Annotated in this window: 14 protein-coding genes; 1 reads left to right on the top strand and 13 read right to left on the bottom strand. The window is 33.2% G+C overall.

The genetic code is table 11. From position 1 onward, the window contains the following. Nucleotides 1-54: 54 nt before the first annotated feature. Genes Q3Y49_RS16305 through Q3Y49_RS16280 form a run of 6 tightly spaced genes read right to left on the bottom strand, consistent with a single transcriptional unit; the run spans nt 55 to nt 12,560 of the window. On the bottom strand, nt 55-1,335 hold the full coding sequence (locus Q3Y49_RS16305; RefSeq protein WP_303269645.1) for a hypothetical protein: 1,281 nt from the start codon (nt 1,333-1,335) through the stop codon (nt 55-57). Continuing rightward, nucleotides 1,332-2,372, bottom strand: coding sequence for a hypothetical protein (locus Q3Y49_RS16300; RefSeq protein ID WP_303269644.1), 1,041 nt, complete (start codon nt 2,370-2,372; stop codon nt 1,332-1,334). Before Q3Y49_RS16300 ends, Q3Y49_RS16305 begins: the two co-directional genes overlap by 4 nt. Next, nucleotides 2,369-5,473, bottom strand: a complete 3,105-nt coding sequence (locus Q3Y49_RS16295; protein WP_303269643.1) for an nSTAND1 domain-containing NTPase — start codon at nt 5,471-5,473, stop codon at nt 2,369-2,371. The genes Q3Y49_RS16300 and Q3Y49_RS16295 overlap by 4 nt, the downstream gene beginning before the upstream one ends. Then, a complete protein-coding gene (locus Q3Y49_RS16290) occupies nt 5,474-6,844 on the bottom strand; it encodes a hypothetical protein (RefSeq protein WP_303269642.1) in 1,371 nt (456 codons plus the stop codon). After that, a complete protein-coding gene (locus Q3Y49_RS16285) occupies nt 6,841-10,035 on the bottom strand; it encodes a SpoIIE family protein phosphatase (RefSeq protein ID WP_303269641.1) in 3,195 nt (1,064 codons plus the stop codon). The genes Q3Y49_RS16290 and Q3Y49_RS16285 overlap by 4 nt, the downstream gene beginning before the upstream one ends. Then, nucleotides 10,032-12,560 (bottom strand): hypothetical protein, encoded by a 2,529-nt coding sequence (locus Q3Y49_RS16280; protein ID WP_303269640.1) that lies wholly within the window; start codon nt 12,558-12,560, stop codon nt 10,032-10,034. The genes Q3Y49_RS16285 and Q3Y49_RS16280 overlap by 4 nt, the downstream gene beginning before the upstream one ends. A 162-nt stretch (nt 12,561-12,722) precedes the next feature. Here Q3Y49_RS16280 and Q3Y49_RS16275 point away from each other — a divergent pair, with 162 nt between their 5' ends. Continuing rightward, complete coding sequence (locus Q3Y49_RS16275) at nt 12,723-13,112, top strand: DUF1987 domain-containing protein (RefSeq protein ID WP_303269639.1); 390 nt, start codon at nt 12,723-12,725, stop codon at nt 13,110-13,112. 49 nt (nt 13,113-13,161) lie between these two features. On the opposite strand, the gene gldC is transcribed toward Q3Y49_RS16275, so the two are convergent. From gldC to Q3Y49_RS16240, 7 genes are all read right to left on the bottom strand, one after another. Continuing rightward, nucleotides 13,162-13,500, bottom strand: a complete 339-nt coding sequence (gene gldC, locus Q3Y49_RS16270; protein ID WP_303269638.1) for a gliding motility protein GldC — start codon at nt 13,498-13,500, stop codon at nt 13,162-13,164. A 35-nt stretch (nt 13,501-13,535) separates the two neighbouring features. Then, the gene (locus Q3Y49_RS16265; protein ID WP_303269636.1) at nt 13,536-14,354 is read right to left on the bottom strand and encodes a M48 family metalloprotease; all 819 of its coding nucleotides are present in this window, start codon (nt 14,352-14,354) and stop codon (nt 13,536-13,538) included. 2 nt (nt 14,355-14,356) lie between these two features. Further along, nucleotides 14,357-15,019: a 3-oxoacid CoA-transferase subunit B gene (locus Q3Y49_RS16260; RefSeq protein ID WP_303269635.1), complete on the bottom strand. Its 663-nt coding sequence runs from the start codon at nt 15,017-15,019 to the stop codon at nt 14,357-14,359. Nucleotides 15,020-15,022: 3 nt separating this feature from the next. Next, nucleotides 15,023-15,718, bottom strand: a complete 696-nt coding sequence (locus tag Q3Y49_RS16255; protein ID WP_303269633.1) for a CoA transferase subunit A — start codon at nt 15,716-15,718, stop codon at nt 15,023-15,025. Nucleotides 15,719-15,887: 169 nt separating this feature from the next. Further along, entirely contained in the window at nt 15,888-16,817 is a 930-nt protein-coding gene (locus Q3Y49_RS16250; RefSeq protein ID WP_303269631.1) for a bifunctional riboflavin kinase/FAD synthetase, read from the bottom strand. Continuing rightward, nucleotides 16,804-17,499, bottom strand: coding sequence for a tRNA pseudouridine(55) synthase TruB (gene truB, locus Q3Y49_RS16245; RefSeq protein WP_303269629.1), 696 nt, complete (start codon nt 17,497-17,499; stop codon nt 16,804-16,806). Before truB ends, Q3Y49_RS16250 begins: the two co-directional genes overlap by 14 nt. Continuing rightward, complete coding sequence (locus Q3Y49_RS16240) at nt 17,496-18,293, bottom strand: undecaprenyl-diphosphate phosphatase (RefSeq protein ID WP_303269627.1); 798 nt, start codon at nt 18,291-18,293, stop codon at nt 17,496-17,498. Before Q3Y49_RS16240 ends, truB begins: the two co-directional genes overlap by 4 nt.

Raw genomic sequence — 18,293 nt, 5'->3', positions numbered from 1 at the left:
AATATAATGAAATGGGTACTAGTTGACAAATTTATACTGAATAATAGAATTTTGCTAAAATTTTATCTTCATTAATCCTATGGCTGTCGAATTATTCTCAAAAGTTTTTTGAGACAGGATAACCAAAATGTTGCCTGGCTCACTTTGAATTTTCTGGATATTGTAAAATCCAGTGCTAATAAATTCAAAGTCTTCATCTTCAATAGGTGTCCCTGACTGGGAAAATTTCAATATATAAGAACTACTGTTTAAAGTCCCCTCGTCTACAGTAGCCATAATTATGTGCTCATTTTCGTCTTCCGTTAAACTCGTTACACGATTTCCATAATCAACAAGTGTAAAAATACTTTGACCTGAATTATTGTTTGAGCCATTATATTCTTTTGCAATTAAGAAGATAGAGTCAGTTTGTAGGTAATTCCCACCAACATAATATTTTCCATTCGAATGATATAAAATATCACCATACTCTTCATCTTGATCTGAGCCAACATATATTCTTTCGCTAGCATTTGATTCCAAATCCGTAAAAATTTCCCAACTGATATTTAGAGATGTATTATCAGTTTCAGTATTTGGGTTCTCACTCATATTTTGACCTATTATTTCATATACTGAAGCTGGTGAGTTTCCAGGTGAAATTTTAATATTTAAATTGCTGCTGTTGAAATTAGAACCTAACTTTTCTCGAACTTTTTCAAAAACGGAATCATTTCTATTGTTGAAATCGACAGAGTTGAAATCATAGATTTGTGTTATTTTCCTTCTGTTGTTGTTCCCGTCTTGATGAATATTTCCAATGGCAATTAATCTCTGATTTTCGATCAAGAAGTCATTGAGGTAAATAGAAGGATTTTCATTTATCGTTAGTATTTTAAAGTCTGCAGAAATCTCTTCACTTGAGTCGTTGCCTTCTGCTCCCACTGGGACTCCATCTAAATTTGATTTTACTATGAGATTTCGCTCAATTTCTGGTTCTGAGGGATCTACTCTTCTATGCGCCAAAATCAGTACTGAATTATCTTCTTGATATAGTTTTACACTGACTGCTTCGTCATAGAAAGGGGTGCTAATTCTATGGAGATTTTGTTGCATTCCATCACTACCAACATTAATGATAATAATGTCTGAATTATCTAGTGATTTTGAATTCCCTACTACAATATAACCGCTGGCATCTGGTTTACATATGAAATCAACCGCTTCCACATTTTCCGACAAAGCATACAATTTGTCAAAACTTGAAGGCTCTTGCTCAGAAAATGGATCCAGATTACAAGCAGTAACTGATAGCAGCATCAAAAAAGCAATATAGATAAGGTAATTCTTTTTCATTGAAAATTAAAAAATGGTATGTTAAAGGTGAAATTTAGTTGATAGACCAGATTTTTTAAGGAGTGTTCTTTCAAAGCCATACTATTTAATATAGTATCTTTATCGGAATCACTAAGCGCCTCCTCGCTTGCATGGTATCTAAAATAATTACTAACCCCAAATTTTATCTCCATATAGTTTTCACGAACTTTAATCATTGAACCTATATTGGCATTTAATGAGATATTAAATTTTGATCTATCTTGAAGGATATTGATTGGTTCATTAATAATTTCGTCATCTACTGATTTCTCATAATTATTAATATAACTTACGATACGGTAGTTCAAATTATATCTGCCGGTTGTACCTAATTCAATAAAAGGTTTCCATTGATAGAAATCTTTCATATATCTTAACATAAGGTTTAAATTCATAGCATCATTACTACTTTGATAACTAATATTGGATATGTCATTATCACCATAATCATTGGTTTCACGGTAAAAAAATCGATGGTTTTGGTATTGTATTTCAGCACCAGCTATAATATCCTTAGTGATGGGATATAGAAATTGGGCTCCCACTTGTCTAAATGTAAATTGTGATTCATAGTTTGGAGTATGAGTACCCAGTGGATTAGTATTAGGGGCCTCGTAAACTATCATGGAATTTAAATTTAGTCCTGCAGTAATACCGATAAAGTATTTTATATCGGTATCAATTTTTTGATATAAAGAATACAATTCAGACGGGTCAACATTTTTTATGACTTGATAATCGGTTTTTAGGTTTAATAACCTTATCAAAGTAGTTCTAGCTTTCTCTTGTTGATTGATGTTAATGTAGGTTAATGTTAAGAGTTCTAATGCTTCAATTCTCTCTGTCTTTGTAAACCCTTCTTCTAAACAATCACCTAATTTTCCTGGAACTGCGTATAGATTTCCATTAGAATAATCAGCTCTAGCTTCATTCAGGTTCCTTTGGCAACTTGATTGTGCCAGTAGGAGAGGGCTTGATATTGAAAGTAAAAATAAAGTGATAATAACTATTCTCATCTGGACTGATCAATAAATTTACTCTGTTCGAAAATTGGGCTGTAATCAAGATCATCACCAATATATCGATCCCATTCTTCTGGTGTAATATCTCTATTGATCTTGTTCTTCAATGTTTCTGCTAAAATTTCACTTTTGATTGGATATAATCTAAATACTTGATCTTTACAGCCAGCAAATATATGTGCTTGATCCATCAATGCGATGGCATTTACCCATGAACCTGGCTCATTTATAATCATTGGAAATTCATCCGGATCAATTAAATTCCAGATTCTGATGGTTCCCTTAGTACTTGCAGCGATAATTTGGTTTTCCTTCATATTAAACTGGATGTCAGTCATAATTTCCCCATCACTTCCTCTTAGGGTTATGGAATTTTGAACGTTATACTTGTCATCCAGGTAGAATAAATTTACCTGACCAGAGTTATCACCAGTTGCCAAGATATTATTAGAGAATGAAAGAGAATGAATATATTTATCATTAGCTTCTCTGATTATGGCTCTACTTTTTTTAGAATTCATATCCCAAAGTTCAATTTTACCGTCAGTGTTTCCCGTAGCCAATATGTTTTCGCTTATCAATTCAATATCATAGATTCTACTCTTGGTATTGAGGTAGGGCTCTAAACTATTGTTTGTAAATTTATAGATGAAGTTGTCGGAGGCAGATAAATAAAAATCAGTAGTTCCTTCAATGAAACTTACGTCATAAGCATAACTATTGGGCAAAGAATATTTTTGTATTTCCCTAATTCTGTCGGCAACATCAATTACGTAAAAGTCATGGCTGTCCGTTAGAGCGACTAGGATTTGATTTTCCTCATCTACGTAAATTTTCTTCACAAAAACTCCTTCTTCATCAAAAATCACAATACTTCTGTTTGCAGTTTTGTTTTCAACTTCCCAAGCGTTAATTCTCCCAGAAGCACTAGTAGTGTATAAGTACTTATTTTTTACAAATTGTAATGACCTGACGTCAGTCGATTTGCTTTTAAACGCATTATAATATTCTGGGTCATAATTTTTCACTGCATAGAACAATCCATTATATATATCATTATTATTTTCGTAGCCCTCGTTGTTTATATTGAATCTAAAACCAAGGAGTGCCAAAAGTCCTTTGAGCTCATCATCTTCCTGTTGCAACGATTTAACGCTTAAAGATGAGGCAATGGCCCTCATGCTGTATTGTCTGGAATTATTCTTTTCGTCTTCTAATTGAAGGTTAGTTAATTCTAATTGTTTTGATTTTTCTTGTGCGTCCTTTCTAGCTTTTTCTTCCTCAGTTGCCTTAATAGCCAATTCCTCTCTTGCTTTCTTTTCGACATCTCGTGCCTCTTGTACTAACAAGAAACTATACTCTGCCTTTTCCCTCTCAGCATTAGCTCTAATACTGGATTTATTAGCTTCAATTTTTTGTCTTTGTGCAATTAACTCACTCTCTTTTGCTCGATCTGACTCTCTTTGGGCTTCCTGCGATTTAGATTCTGCAATTTCCCGTTGCCTCTCAGCAATCCTACTTTGATTAAAGGCGTAGACCAAGAAAATTATGGATAGCACCGCAGCGGTACCCAAAATTGTCGCAATCACTTTGGAGCGCCTAAGTCTTCTTTTTTGAAGGAGCTCTTTTGTTTCTAATTCTTTTTTATACGACTCTTCACTTTTTTCAAGGAAAAGAATAACTGCCTCAAAATTGTTTTCGTATTGAAGTGCCCATTTTAAGGTGGGCTTTGTACTATTTCTCCACTCTATTGCCAATTGTAAATCAGGTGGTCTCCATAATCCACCACTTCCTTGCTGAAATTTGTTGGCAGCTTCTGAAAGCCTCAAATATATTTGTGCAGATTGCGACTCTTCTTGTACCCAGTTTTTAAGTCTATACCAGACACGCATTAATGCTTCGTGGCTAATATCGATTACTGAATCGCTATGCAACTCATATTCCTCTCTTGGGGTTAATAAGGCTCTGCCCTCAATGCGGAATTTATCAATTATTTTGATTAGAATATGTTCTTCCTCATCAACTATTTTGGAGATTTCCTTGAGTGGTGTTGGCCTTCTAATTCCATCGTTATCGCTTCTCTTCTCGGTTATAGTCTTGAATAGCTTTTCACATATTTCTTTCTCTTCTTCATTTAACTCATAGAATGCTTCATCAGCATGACGTGATAATGCCTCATTTACTCCACCTATTGCTTCATAATGAATGAAATCTATTTGATCATCGTCTTTTTTGCTGTCTATCCAATAATCCCACGTCCGCATCAAGGCATGTTGCAAAACCGGTAATTGATCAAATCGGTCACCCATGTCATTAAGCAACCTTTGAACCAATCGATTAGATATTTTAGCATTACCTACTGCAACGGGTCCTGTAATCACAAGCTTCTTTTGCTCCCTAGTCATTTGAGGGATCAAATAGTGACTGTCATTAATTTTATTTGTGAGTTCAGGGAATTGTTCACAATCACCCAAGAAGTCGGATCTCATGGAGAGAGCTATGTAAATAGGGACTTCACTTTGTCTAATAGCCTCTAATATTAAGTTTACATATGCTAGGGATTCATTGATGTGTTTCGTTTCTCCCAATTTTCTGAACCTAAAAATTTCTTCAAATTGATCTAAGTACAGTAATAAGTTTTTACCTTTTAAGTATTTATTTAACTTAAATAGATCACTTAATCCTTTGGTGCTTTTGTTTAGTACAGCTTCAAATAAATATTCATTAATTAATTGATGAGAAAAATCAGTGGGATCATCTTGGCTTTTACTTTCTATATGTTTCTTAAAACCTAAAGCGAGGTTTTTTATTGGATTCAATCCAGGTTTAGCGGTGATAATTTCCCATTCACTGCCTGCCTTTGAAATAAATCCTCCATGTAGAGTTGGGATTACGCCTGAAAACATCAAGGACGATTTACCTGTACCCGATGATCCAAGAATATTGACAAAGCGATTTTTTTCGAGAATAGACAGCACCTCATCACTTTGACCTTCACGACCAAAATAAAGATAGCTCTCCTCTATACCAAAAGGCCTAAGCCCCGGAAATGGATTGACTTTATTTTCCCTATTACTAATGTTGTTCTCTTGCACTTAAACCGCTAATTTTTTGACTACTTCAATTATTTGACTCGGTTCATCTTTTTTAATTAATTCGAATTCGTTTAGTTTCCCGTCATTAAATACAGAATTTTCATTGAATATTATGTATTTTCCTAAAATTTCTTTGTCATTTCTGAAACCAGGTGCCTTTTTTATTTCAGCAGACATAGAATTCAACCATGGTAAATTGTTTCTAAAGAACAAAATAATGAAATAATCAGCTTTTCTTAATAATTCATAATGAAGATGTCGGTAATCAGTAACGTTTTCTACATTATCAATCAATTTCAATTCATAATTATGCGAAATGGATTTATCTTTATGAAGCAAATCTAGACTTTTTTTATCTAATTTACTGTCAGATATTATATAAATGATTTGTTTAACTGATTGTAGAACAGTTTCTTCTTTTTGAATTATTTTATTTATGTTTTCTTTGATAATCTCCTTAAACTCCTCTATCGTGGTTTCAACCGCTTCAATATTTGGATAAGGTTTTAATTGAATCTTCAATTCATTATACTTTGCTTTCTTCTCTGGTTGTTGGCTTTCAGTTGGGCTAAACCAAATTAGTCGTTTTTTCTCCGGAAGCTTATCGAAAGCTTTTTTTCTTTTTTCGATTGTCAGACCAACGAACTCATCAGGAAAATGGATTGACATATCACATTTCTTCATGAAGAATTCTTCAGGATCTTCCATATAGTTTGCCTCAATTGAAAAATCCTCATCAGGGAATATTTCAGCGTTAAACGCCTTTAATTCTCTTTTGATAACATTTCTAGCGTGATAATAGCTTTTATTCTTATCGGAAATAAATATTCTACTACTAACCTCTGAATTCTTGTTTTCTAATGTGGATAAGGTGTCTAATAAAACGTCTGCAAATACCTGCCAATAGCTTTCGTTTTCTTGAAATTCATTCCAACCCTCATAGGTTTCGTAATTTTGTTCGTTAATTAAACTATTGTCAAAAAAACGATAGTAAGTAGGAGTTGATAAGGAAAGAGGAAGATCTTCAATCTTCACTGGAGCTTTAAAAACTTTTTTAATTTTCGAGTTAATTAGGGGGATATCAAAATTGAATGCTTGTTCTAACTCCGTAGAATCTTGATTTATATTAGAAGAAAACACCATAGCAGGTGATAGGATATAAAAAATCAGGTTTGAATTGTCAAAATCTTCCTTTGTAATTAACTCCAGTTCATTTTTATAAATGATGTTCACTTTTTCTTTAATCCTGTAGGATAAAGCTGATGTTAAAAATTTTGCAAAATAGTCTACCCATCCCAAGTCTTGATTTTCACTTTTGATATTGTCGTTTTCTGTAAACTTAATAATGATATTGTGATGCTTTTTCGTCATATTTTAAATCCTATTACCAGAATATCATCAGTTTGAGCGTATCCATCTTTCCAGTCTTCAATTTCCTCATGTAAAATGGTTTTTTGTTCCAGTACATTTTTTTGATGAATAGATAATAAGAGTTTTTTGAAGTTACCTACTAAATATTTAAATCCTTTTTCACCACCAAACTGGTCTTGAAAACCATCAGAGAAAAGGTAGAATGTTCTTTTCTTCCCGTCAGTTAAATCCAGTGTATGAGTAATGAAAATTCGGTCATCACCGCGCTGTTGCCCCCCAATTGCATGTTTGTCTCCTTTAATCCTAATTAATTCCCCGTCTTCAACATACATCAATGGGTTTTTCGCACCAGCAAAATATAATTGCTTACTTACCGTATTGTATGTTACGATGGTCATATCCATCCCATCATTGACCTGGGTTTCATCTTGTCTTAAATCTGAAATGATGTCTTGATTCATTTCCGTTAGTATTTGACCAGGATCATATACTTTTTTTAACTTTGTGATGTTGTTCAGTAGGTTCATACCAACTACACTAACAATAGCCCCAGGAACCCCATGTCCTGTACAGTCAACTGCTGCCAAAATCCAGAGTTCTTCTCCTTTTTCATTCTCTGCTTTATTAAACCAAAAAAAGTCTCCGCTAACAACATCTCTGGGAAGGAAATATACAAAGCTTTCATCAATAGCTTTCTTGATCTCAACCTCAGTGCTCATTAAAGCATTTTGAATCCTTTTCGCATAATTTATACTGGATGTTAGTTTACTACTTGTTTCTTCAAGTAAATCTTTCTGTTTTTTAATTTGTTGATTGGTTAGAGATAACTCATATTTCTGCGATTCAATTTGTTTATTCTTTTTCTCTAATTCACTCTTTTGAGAAGTTATGAGATCATTTAATTGCTTAAGTCTTTCAGCTTTTAGTACTTGGAGATGTGATTTTTTTTCCAAATCTTCTAATCCTTTGTGTAATTCATCTTCCAGCTCTCTTGCCCTGCTATTCTTGATACTTATCACGGTTCTATATCCTATAAAGCCTAAAAATAGAAGTGATAAGGCAGTTGAAGCATAGAACCAATTTCTCTTCCAAATCGGTGGGGTCACATAAATGTTAATTTTCTCTTCGTTTATACTTTCAACTCCACTGCTATTATAGCCTTTAATAGCGATAGCATTTAAACCATCAGATAAATCCGTTAGGATAATTTTTTCGTCTGATCCAATTATTCTTTCGCTTTGATTAATACTTACATTTTTGTAACTAATTGAAGAGTTTGAATTGTCAAAATGGTTGATCACTTTTGGTTCAATGACAACAATTGAATTATTACTTATTTTCTGGTTATTGTCTGTGAGAAAAACTGTATCAGTAGGGTTGTTGAAATCATCTAATTGATAAGCAATTGATTTTGTGATTTCCACGCTTGGCGGGACCAAATTTGGGATTTCCTTTAGCGGATTATATAGAGAAATACCGTTCTCATTGAGGAACCAAATACGACCTGTGTTGTCACGGACAGCATCTTTAAAATATGATGAAAATATAAAATCATTTTTATCATACTTTTCTGGTTTCTGAAGGATAGTTTTATTACTTTTTTCTGCTATAGGAAATCTGAACAGAGTGTTTTTGGATGATACCCACAAATTATTTTCCATATCATCAAATACATTCATGATATAAATATTTTCGAGGTTCTCTGATTGATCAATATCAACTAAATTAGCTTGCCCGTCCGCATTCATCCAAAAAATCTTATTTGTCCCAAAATACCAATATCCATCTTTGGCTGGGACAACATTTGCTAACTTAATACTGTCTGCAAAGTCTGTTCTAAGTTCAATCTCACCGATGCTATCTAATACTGTAATTGAGTTTGGGCTTGAATAAGTATATATTTTTTGATTAGAAAAGGTGATTTTATGAGAAGAATTAGATCCGGCTAGTTTTTTGGTAGGAATGAATTCGTCATTTACTAAGAATAAAGTTCCTGCTCTATTTTTAGCAATGTATTGTCCCTCCTTCACCTTTTTTAAAGGGGCGTACTGGCTTTGGTTTAAAATGGAAGTTAGTTTTCCTTCTTTTTTACTTAGAGAATATATTGTTTCATTAATGGTAATAATCCAGTTATCCTCATCATCAAATGCATAATATTCACTTAAAGGAGTAGATGATTTGGGTATTTTAACTGTTTGGTTTTCAGTAATGAAATTATACATAATAATCTCATCTGTTTTTAGGATTAAGTTACCATTGCTTCCAACAAAAACCTTCCTAGCGTTATCTTCCGGTATCTTTGAGAAGGGGTTTTTTTGAGTCAGTTTAACAAGCTGGCTGTTACCTAAAATCCATAAATTGCCTTCTTTATCATTAAATATACTATTTCCTTTTACCGGTTTATTTTTTGCTACAAATTGTGGCTTCGATTTTATTAAATCATTCACTTTTAAAATAGATTGCTCATCTATAAACCACGTTTTGCCAAAGTCATCAACATAAAAATCTAGAATCTCAGTGTTATTTGCTAAACTTCTGACCACACGGTCACCGACAAGTTCTAGAATGGCATTTCCGCTCAAAATATGTATTGATGAGTCTCCATCAATAAATTTAGAGGGCTTTAAGTAACTGGCAAATGTCTTTACCTTTTTTCCTTTATTTAATACCGTGAGTCCTTCCGAATGACCAATTAGTGTGGTGCTATTTTTCACTTCTAAGCACGTAAATTGTTCTGAATTTTCAGCCTGATATATTTTTTTTAACTTATTATTTTCCCACACATACAATTCTCGATCAGTGATCATCCATAATTGATTGCCGATTTCATCAAACTGGTTCACATTTATGTCAGAAATAGTAGAAATCGAATCATTCTTAGGAAAATATTGGCTTAATGATTTTTTTGAAGAAATAAATAATGAATTATTAAAATAATAAATCTGGTTTATATCAACCTCATTATTTAAACCTCTTACGCTTCTGAATTCGTGTCCATCATAACTAAGGATTCCAGCAGAAGTGTTAAAGTAGATAAGAAGTCCGTCACTTTGAGTAGCAGATTTAAATGCTTTTTCACCTAGAAAATCATCAATTTCAAATTTTTCTATTCTTTCTAGTTGTGCATTAGTTTGCAGGTGCAAGCAAAATGCAATAAAAAAAAGGGCTATATGATATACTTTAAATTTCAAGCAGCGTTTTGATTTAATTCCTTAATATGTTTTTTTGGACTTTTATCAGGCAAGATATCAATATATTTTTGCATAATATAATCATAATCTCTAATTATATTTATAAGGATTATTTCTTCGACAATCAAAAAGCGAGTATCTTCCTCCAGATAGAAATAAACATTTTCAGAAGGACTTTCATGATCAGATACTTTTACAATATCCCTTTTACCATATTCGTAAAAATCAATACCATTTTTTGAAAAGGAAACTTTGCCAGTTTCTATTAACCAATAACCTAAGTTAAATTCTTCATTCAAGGATAGTTGATGTTCACCAGCCCTTAAAACTTTAACTCTAAAGTAACGATGAGCATTGATGATTTCGGAAATTGATAATTTATTTAAGTATGGAGTACTAATCAGAAAATTAATTTTGTCGTACAATAAAAAATTGTCTGCATTTATCTGCTTTTGATTACCGGTGTCTAGATTTGACCGGATTAAATAATCTATTTGTTTTGCTTCCGTTTCGTTTAATCTTGACAGGAATATTGTGTAAAATTCAGGCAGATTTTTATAAATGTTCAAGGCAGCAGTTTCTTTGAGTAACTGATTTTTATTTAAAAACTCGGATGCTAATTCAAACGGAATATCATCTTTAAAGGAATATTGAATGATGTTTAAAGCGCACACTCTAGTCCAACTATTTATTTGATCATATTCCTTTTTTAAGATTAACCATATCAAGTCTTCATCAAACTTAAATTTTGGTTTTAAATTTATAGATGGGAATTCTTCTTGTAATGACTCAAGCAATAATTTTTCATTAGGAGAAAACAAGACCTTTATTTTATTTCGCACGGAAATATTATTCCTAACAATTAATTCAATCAAAATATTTGAGGAAGCATGTAACGAGCAAGAATTTTTCCCATAATGTTCAAATATTTTTTCAATTGCTGATTCATTGTAATACAGTTTTGCAATGTTGATTATAAGATAAAGTGACTCTTTATTTTCGTTATATAGTGCATTTTTAAGTGATTTGAAATTTTCATTTTTTGATTCTAATTGCTGGAGTATATAACCATTACTTAGAAGTGTCAATACTAAGTCATCAAATAGTTTGGTGAAATATTTCCTGTGATCTTCGGTCACTTTAAGGTTATAGAGTATGATTTTTTTCGCAGCAATTTTTCTCACATTGCTGTCTGGTTCGTTTAATGCTTTAAAGAGCAAGTTGTATCCTTCTTCATTTCCAAGTTTAGATATTAAATTAAAAGAGGATTCCACAAATAGTAGATTTGCATTTCTTTTTGAGAACTCTATCTCTATATACTTCAAGGCTTTTTTACCTATTTTTTGAAGGGCCAATTGAGCCCAATAAGTTAGTTCAGGCTTTTCTAAATGTTCAATTAGGATAGAGATAATATTTATATCTTCATAATATCCCGCCACAATGCAGGCAGGTTTTTTCACTGATATTCTATTATCGTTTAGCAACTTTATTATAAGATTTCGATCTTCATTTTTAATTTGTTGCCGAATAACGCCTTTGATTAAAATTATGTCATTAGATTGTTCAATGAACTCGTACGGATTTTCTATTTTAGATATTTTGTCTTCAACATTTGATAGATAGTCATGTACTTCCACCAAAGTGTTGAAAATAGGATTCTTTTTATCGCAATTTTTAACTAGGGTCTCTAACTGTTCAAGTGCATCTATTGCCGAAATTCTTTTTAAAGTGAATAGGAGATATTTCTGCTCGGAGAAAGATCGGCCGAGAAAATCAAGTTCTATTTTAGAAATCAATTGGTATGGTAGCTTTTCATAAATCCCAATTATTGAATCCTTCTCAATTTCAACTTTTTGAGATTTCTTAATTGCATTGAAATATAACAGGATATCACTATGGATTTTTCTGTTAAGAACTGCATTTAGGAGGGAAAATATAAATAGTAAACCTGTAGGAACAAGCAGAAGAACGTCTACTGACTGTGGTAAATAGTCGTAAATTAATCCAAAAATTGTTATGAATATCAGGAGAAAATAGATTTCATATTTCTTATAGGACTTCAATGAAGTGTTTTCAATAATTTCAGCGATTGCTTCTTCATTAGTTTGGGTAAATATCATCCAAATATAATACGAGAAGGGTAGGCCAGCAGCAAAGATTAAAGACCCTGTGGTACCAAACTCCACATCGACAAGGCCGTTTTGATAATTAAAAATAATCAGAGTACTGTATATAACAGCAAATATTAGACTTGTAATATTTAAAAAATTGGAAAATAGACTTTGATTGATTTTGGGTCTTAAGACCCAATAAGGTTTTTGAAAGAAACTATTGTTAAAAATAGAGATTAAAACCAATACAATTATTCCGAAAAGATAGGCAAGATCAGGATTAAATATACTATACGTACCGTAAAGAAATATAGATGTAAGACACCCAAAAGTAAGGAAATTTAACACATATAGTAAAATGCTATTTGTTCTAATCCTACCTTTGTATAAGTTATTGTATATGTGTTTGTTCACATTCATAATTTAAATCTAAACTTAAATAATTGTTTGCACAACATTTCATCAATAATCGATAAAAAAGTTTAATTTATCGAATTTATCTTACATGACTATATTTTTTATGAGAAATGCGAAGGATATTGACTATAATTGCTAAATAAACAAAACTTACTTTTAATGAGTGTATTAGAAATTCCAGCAAAAGAAGCTGCCCCATACGTTCGATTCGATGAAGAAAATGGAACCTTGCAGATTAAAGGTAAATCATATGATGATGATGTAGTAATGCTTTTTAATATGTTAAGGTCGAAGCTAAAGGCCTTTGGAGGGAATAGCCCTCAAAAATTAGATGTGAATATATATTTGAAATACTTTAATACTTCCTCATCTAAATGTTTGTTTGATTTACTTTCTGATTTAAAGGATATTGAAAATAACGGCACAAAACTAAGTATAACTTGGAATTTTGTTGAAGGGGATGAAGAAATGGGTGAAGAAATTGAGGATTTTAGGGATTCGTTAGATATGGAGTTCAACATTGAACCATTGGCCGATGATGTAGCATGATTAGACTTTAAGTTTAAAGAGGCCAAAGTTAATTGACCTCTTTTTTTTATCATTTTTGTTCTTTCATTTCTCTCTCAAGATGCTTCACAAGTTTTTCACAAAGCATATTCATTTCTTCCGCCATAAACTCATCGCCAGTTGAGTTCAATACACTTTGAGCCATACCACCCAGGCAATCAATATAAAACCTTTTCATTTCATCCACTGGCATTTCTTTTGTCCATAAGTCAATTCTCATCGAGTTTTTTTGCTCATGATCCCAGAGCGATATACTAATGCTTTTGGTTTCTGTCAATTCTTCCCCAGCATCGGTGGCAGACCAATGAATCTTTTCAGGTACATTTTCTTTGTCTAAGTCAATTTCGAAGTTTATGTTCGATTTCTTCATTCTTGCTATTTCTATCTATTATTAAACTAGTTAATTTATTGAGGTAACATGTTTTTAAAGTCCTCATAAGTAGCAGGTGCCAGAGGCGTTATATCGCAACCTAACTCATCTGCTTTTGTATTAATGTCATCTACTCTATCTTCTGGGTTTGGGTGTGTGCTTAAGAATGCAGGTGTTCCATTTGCTTGTCCTTCATCCAGTAGTTTTTGAAAAAATGAATAAGCACCATTGCAAGCGTAAGGTGTATTTGCCAGATATTCTACTGACTTTGCGTCAGCTTCTTCTTCAAAGGATCTCGAAAAGCTTAAACCTGCTGCTGTTCCTGCAATTTGACCAGCAATTTGTGCTAGTTGACTAGGGTCTTCACCTGTTATCAATTGAAGTATAAAATTTATTCCGTATTGCCTTTGTATATTTCTGGTAGTATGTCTTAAATCGGAATGAGCAACTTCGTGCCCTAACACACCCATTAAGTCATCTTCTTGGTCTAAATACTTGATTAATCCTGTGTAAACATATAAATATCCACCGGGTGTTGCAAAAGCGTTAAGAACTGAATCATTTTTAATAATATGAATGTCCCAAACAAATTCATCTTGATATTGAACTTCTCCAGAAGTCAAGATGTGATTTAGAAGCTCATTCAGGTAACTGTATGCATCTTCATATTCACTTTCATCCAGAATTGGGAAATCATTCGGATTGTTTTCAATTTCGTCAGCCACTTGAGCTCCTAAATCCACATCCTCTTCAATAGAAGGGAGTAAGAAGTTATCATTTTTTTCTTTGCAAGCACTGACAGTTAATATTACAGCTACAATAGAGATTCCAAGTACTTTACTAAAACCTTTCATATTTAGTCTATTTTCATTTCAGGGATTTCTCCTTCGATTAGAAGCTTGCCTGCAGTTGCTTCTTTAATTTCATCTACTGTTACGCCAGGAGCTCTTTCTAATAATTTGAAGCCTCCACCATTTTGAACCTCCAAAACGGCCAAGTTGGTAACGATCTTCTTTACACATTGCAAACCCGTAATAGGTAAACTACAGTTCTTCAATAGTTTTGACTCACCGCTTCTACTGGTGTGTTGCATCGCTACAATTATATTTTTAGCGGAAGCAACTAAATCCATAGCACCTCCCATTCCCTTCACCATTTTACCTGGAATTTTCCAGTTCGAAATATCCCCATTTTCTGAAACTTCCATGGCTCCTAATATAGTTAAATCAACATGACCACCCCTAATCATAGCAAAGCTCTCAGCTGAATCAAATAAGACAGAACCGTCACGCATTGTAATGGTTTGTTTTCCTGCATTGATGAGGTCTGCATCTACTTCTTCCTCTATTGGGAATTGTCCTATTCCTAGCAGCCCATTTTCAGATTGCAATACCACATCTAATGCATCTGGGATATAATTAGCTACTAGGGTGGGGATACCTATACCCAAATTGATATACATTCCATCTTTAACTTCTTGTGCAATTCTTTTTGCAATTCCAATTTTATCTAGTGACATACCTTAAGATCTTACGGTTCTTTGTTCAATTCTTTTTTCATAATTCTTACCTTCAAAAATACGTTGGACGTAAATGCCAGGTGTGTGTATTTCATTAGGATCTAGTTTGCCTGCTGGAACCAATTCTTCAACTTCAGCTATGGTGATTTTTCCTGCTGCAGCCATCATAGGATTGAAATTTCTGGCAGTTCCCTTAAAAATTAAATTACCCGCTGTATCACCCTTCCAAGCTTTAACCAATGAAAAATCAGCTACTAAACCTTTTTCTAGTAGATACATTTTACCTTCAAATTCTCGAGTCTCTTTTCCTTCTGCAACTTCAGTTCCAAAGCCAGCGGGAGTATAAAAAGCAGGGATTCCTGCTCCACCAGCTCGTACTCTTTCAGCTAAAGTACCTTGTGGTATTAACTCTACATCTAATTCACCAGACAATAGTTGTCTTTCAAATTCAGCGTTTTCACCAACATAAGAAGAAATCATTTTCTTCACCTGATGAGTTTTTAGTAGTAATCCGATTCCAAAGTCATCAACACCTGCATTGTTTGAAATACAGGTCAGTCCTTTCACCTTAGTATCCAATAATGCCTGAATACTATTTTCTGGAATACCGCACAGTCCAAAACCACCCAACATCAGAATTGCATTATCGGGAATGTCTTTTACAGCTTCATTTGCATTTTTAACTACTTTATTAATCATGTTTTTATGTTTAATTAACGTATTTTAGAATACTTTGATTGGATTATTGCTTTTGAATTCTAAGAGTATAAGAAAATGAATTTTACATTCATTTGTTTCATGAATTCAATTGACTCCAACCCAACATCTATAATTTAACACCAAGTTAAGTATTTTAATTTTTTCAAATTTATGCATTCAATATTTTTAGCGCTTTTTCCTTATCCTTTTTCAATTGATTACTAAGCTCCTCTTTTGAATCAAATTTAATTTCTTTCCTTAATCGCTTTATGAAGCTCACTTTTATATTTTCCCCGTAAATTTCTTGATCAAAATCAAAGATATTTGCTTCAATTTTCTTGGATTTTCCATTCACAGTAGGTCTAAACCCAATATTAAGCATAGCTTTATATTCCTTACCCTTTATTTGAGTAATTACCGCATAAGCACCATCTGCTGGTACTAATTTGTAGGACTCTGGAATTTGGATATTGGCAGTAGGAAATCCGATGGTTTTGCCAATTTTGTCTCCGCCTACGACCTCTCCATTGATTTCGTAAAATCTCCCTAGAAAATCATGGGCCAACTCTACTTCCCCTACTTCAATTGCATTTCTGATCTTTGTAGAACTTATTCCTACATCATCAATCGTCTGTTTTGAGATTTCTTCAACTTGGAAGCCGTATTGATCTGAATGTTGCTTTAAATGATCGAAGCCCCCTTCTCTATCTTTCCCGAATCTATGGTCATATCCTATAACCAATCTCTTTGTATGTAATGCAGAAATTATGATTCTTTGAATAAACTGTTCAGATGTCCAATGAGAAAATTCTTTTGTAAAGTTTACTCTAACAATATGATCTAATCCTAATTGCTCTAAGATTTCGGCTTTCTCATCAAATGTGGTCAACAATTTTAGATCATCTTTATTTTTACCCAGTACATATCTGGGATGAGGCCAGAATGTAACTAATGCTGTCTCTCCGTTTATTGACTTTGCTAAATCTATAATTCGGCTGATGATTTCCTGATGCCCAAGATGTATTCCATCAAAAGTACCAATGGTCACAACAGCGTTTTTGATACCTTCTAAATTTTCATATCCGTTATGGACGATCATTCGTATCTACTTTATTTTTTTTTACAAAATCATTTAAGTTTTCAGCATCATCAACGGAAAAGTCACCGATTTTTGTTCTTCTTAATGCTGATAAATAGGCACCAACTCCTAGTTTCTGTCCAAAATCATGGGCTAAGCTACGGATATAAGTTCCTTTGGAACAACGGACTTTAAATCTTACCTTACCATTCTCGAAACTTGTAATTTCAAATTCGTCAATAGTGACTATCCTAGAGTTTAATTTAACTTCTTTTCCCTCTCTTGCTAATGAATAAGCTCTTTTTCCATCTTTCTTTACAGCAGAAAAGATAGGAGGGGTTTGATTAATCTCTCCTACAAAATCTAAAGTTGCTGCTTCTAAATCTTCTTTTTTGAGATGCTTTGTTTCACTAATGAGCTCAGGTTCAGTTTCTAAATCATAGGAGGGGGTGATATAACCTAATGTGAATTCCCCGGTATAGACTTTTTCCTGTGCTTGGTACTTTTCTATGGATTTGGTCATTTTGCCAGTGCACAGAATCAACAGTCCAGTAGCTAGTGGATCTAAAGTGCCTGCGTGTCCGATTTTTTTAACCTTTAGTGTAAATTTCAATTTCTTCACCACATCAAAAGAGGTCCAATTAAGTGGTTTGTCAATTAAAAGGACCTTCCCTTCGTTATAATTGATTACAGTTTCACTCATATCAATTGGCTTATAATGGCGATAGTTCCAACAATTGCACAGTAGATAGCAAAATAAATTAATTTCCCTTCTTTAACGATTTTGATCATAGCTTTACAAGCAAATAGACCTGCTAAAAATGCCATTAGAAATCCCATAAATAGTACAAACCCACTTGTTTGATTGGCAACAGCTGGTTGTTCAATATAATCTAATACTTTTAAGAATGAGGCTCCTAAAATGGGTACCAGTACCATCAGAAAGGAAAACCTTGCTGCTTTTTCTTTGTTTACACCTATTAATAGGGCTGTTGCTATTGTAGCCCCAGATCGTGATATACCAGGGAGAATAGCCACTGACTGTGCAATTCCAATAATTATTGCTTGCCAATATTTTATAGGGCCACCTGTTTTGTTTTTTACGGTTTGAGTAAAAGCTAACAATATGGCTGTTACTAACAACATACTACCTACCAAAAGAAGGTTTCCGGTAAACAAGCTTTCCACTTGATCTTCAAAAAATATTCCTACTATAGCAATTGGTATCATTGATATAATGATTTTTACAACAAAATCGTAAGAGTCATTCCATTTGAATTTGAAAATATCGTTGATGATGTTGGTAATATCTTTCCTGAAAACAATAATAGTAGACAGGGCAGTAGCAGCATGAACCAAGACTGAGAACAATAAGCTTTCAGATGTGTGCGCATTGAGTAAAACCGCCCCGATTTCCAGGTGACCACTACTGCTAACGGGCAAGAATTCTGATAATCCTTGAATGATTCCAAGAATAATAGCTTCAAGTATTCCCAT

It is taken from the genome of Marivirga harenae (assembly GCF_030534335.1).
GTDB lineage: Bacteria > Bacteroidota > Bacteroidia > Cytophagales > Cyclobacteriaceae > Marivirga > Marivirga harenae.
Note: the sequence above shows the minus strand (reverse complement) of the source record. Positions and strands in the feature narration are given on the sequence as shown.